The 2,320-nt window shown below is 43.5% G+C and carries 3 protein-coding genes; all 3 read left to right on the forward strand.

Annotation, left to right across the window (positions count from 1 at the left end; translation table 11 throughout):
- The first annotated feature begins 169 nt into the window (after positions 1–169).
- Positions 170–1,180: an IS110 family transposase gene (locus HZA10_08655; GenBank protein MBI5196379.1), complete on the forward strand. Its 1,011-nt coding sequence runs from the start codon at positions 170–172 to the stop codon at positions 1,178–1,180.
- 424 nt (positions 1,181–1,604) lie between these two features.
- Positions 1,605–1,991: a phosphoadenosine phosphosulfate reductase family protein gene (locus HZA10_08660; protein MBI5196380.1), complete on the forward strand. Its 387-nt coding sequence runs from the start codon at positions 1,605–1,607 to the stop codon at positions 1,989–1,991.
- Positions 1,992–2,320 (forward strand): phosphoadenosine phosphosulfate reductase family protein (locus tag HZA10_08665; GenBank protein ID MBI5196381.1); only part of this gene is annotated, 329 nt, incomplete at its 3' end.

A 2,320-nucleotide genomic window follows, 5' to 3' on the forward strand; every position in this document is an offset into this window, starting at 1 on the left:
CTCGCAATGGTAATATGAAAAAGAACCTCCCTTCCGAGGAGGTCATAAAAGAGGCCTTAACGGCCAAAACCTTTTGTGATCTCTTATAGGATCATAAGGTATACTATACACCAGAGGTATGGTGATACCATGGTGGTATAGGCCTTAAACCTCGGAAAAAGGAGGCTCTATGGTGCAGTATATAGGAATGGACGCGCATATGTCAAGTAGTAGTTTTTGCGTGATGGACGAAAACGGCAGCGAAGTGGATAATATAACCTTACCGACCAACGGGCGGCTGATAATCGATTATTTGAGGAATACGCCAGGCACAAAGAAACTCGCCTTTGAGGAATGCGAGCTTAGCAATTGGTTATATGAGATACTCAAAGACGAGGTTGACGAATTAATCGTATGCAATCCTGTCGCCAACAAAGAATACAAAAAGAAAAAAACAGACAAGTTAGACGCCAGACAACTCGCCAAATTATTAAGAGGAAACTTCCTTACACCCGTATTCCATGACGGCTCAAAAAGAGAAAGGTTTAGGGGCCTGATGTCCGGCTATCAGCATCTAGTAAATGAGACCGTAAGGCTTAAAAACAGATATAAGTCGCTATTTAGAAGGAGCGGCATTAAACTTGAAGGAGAGGCCGTTTATAAAAATAGGGGCCTGCTTGAAAAGATTGAGCGTCCGGATTACAGATTCATTGGCATACAGCTTCATTACTTACTGGGGAGGATGGAGGAAAGTCTCCAACTGTATCAACAGCAGATTGTGCATTCCAAGAAGCACTTTAAGGAGATTGAAAATCTAACGACTATTCCAGGGATAGGATCTATTCAGGCCGCGAAGATAGTGTCCCAGGTTATAAGCCCTAAAAGATTCCCCAATAAATATAACTACTTCAGCTACTGCGGCTTAGTCCGGCATAAGAAAGAGAGCGGTCAGAGACGCTATGGAACCCAAAAGATATGGGGTAACAGGACTTTAAAGTGCGTCTACAAAATGGCCGGCCACCAGGCTATAAAAGGAACAAGCGCCCTAAGGAGATATTATGATTATTTACGCTCTAAGGGCCTAAGTGATAACAATGCTTATAACGCTGTATGCCGCAAGATAGCGGCCATAAGCCTAAGCATATGGAGGAATAACACAAAATACGACAATAATATCGTATCGGGCAGCCTAATCAAGTAAGGCAAGTTAATACCGTATGTTCGGTATTGTTTAGACGGTTCTTAACATGCCTTCTTGAGAGAGGGATGAGATCCTACTGTCATTGACCTTTAAAAGGTCCAACGCAATGGTTGATCCACCCTCGTTTAAATCAAATGTTACAATGCTCAAACAGAGCACCGATAGATGACTGAAAACCGGATGCCCGGTATTTCGTAAGATGTAACTACAAAGAAGTTGTTAAGAACCTCTTGATGCCGAGAGTATGTTATAACGATTTATTTGATTGGGTTACTTTCGGAAGGGAGCATGGCAAAAGTACATTTTATTTTGCATAGGGGAGAGTATTCTCTTATTGACATGCTTTTTCATAGATGACTGTAGTAGATGGTAACTGTTAGTAACAACGCAAATAATTTATTATACAAGAAGGAGGCTGGGGAAGATGAGTCTGTTGGAGAATAAGGACGATTTAAAAGAATTGGTGGAAAAATTGAATTTTAAAGAGAAGGTTGACCGTTCGCTTACCATTATAAAAGAGGCCTACAAAAAGTATGGGGATAGTTTGGTCGTGGCCAACAGCTTAGGCAAGGATTCGGTCTGCGTGTGGGATTTGGCTAAACGAGTAAACCCCAAGATACGGGGGTTTATCATTACTACCCGATTTAAGCCGCCTGAAACGATTAAGTTTATGGACGAAGTGGTCACGCGCTATCCGGAGTTAAAGGTTTTTAAAAGTGATGTCCAGATAGCGGACAAACTTTATGCGACCGACCCGGATAAATGCTGCGATATCCTTAAGGTTGTGCCGACGCGCAGGGCTATTGAATAGATGAAGTTAAAGTGCTGGGTTACCGGCCTGCGCTGTACTGAAGGCAGGACGCGCACGGATTTTAAGGAGGTTGAGGAGCGGGATAAGGGGTTGGTTAAGCTGAATCCCATTCTTATTTGGAAGGAAAGAGAAGTCTGGCAGTATCTGGCTCTCAACGGAGTAAAGGTGAATCCTCTTTACGGACAAGGTTACAGGTCTTTAGGTTGCGCACCATGCACCAGGATTACTAGTGAAGAGGACGAGCGCGCCGGCCGCTGGATAGGCACGAGTAAATGCGGTGGCGAATGCGGCATCCATACCCGGCCTTTAAAAATAAACGTTGAAGGAGA

Source organism: Nitrospirota bacterium (genome assembly GCA_016212185.1).
In the GTDB taxonomy this organism is placed as follows: Bacteria; Nitrospirota; Thermodesulfovibrionia; order UBA6902; family DSMQ01; genus JACRGX01.

What these genes read in the sequence shown, in the direction of transcription:
- HZA10_08655 (MBI5196379.1), top strand. Translation starts at nt 170, where the DNA reads ATGGTGCAGTATATAGGAATGGACGCGCATATGTCAAGTAGTAGTTTT.
- HZA10_08660 (MBI5196380.1), top strand. Translation starts at nt 1,605, where the DNA reads ATGAGTCTGTTGGAGAATAAGGACGATTTAAAAGAATTGGTGGAAAAA.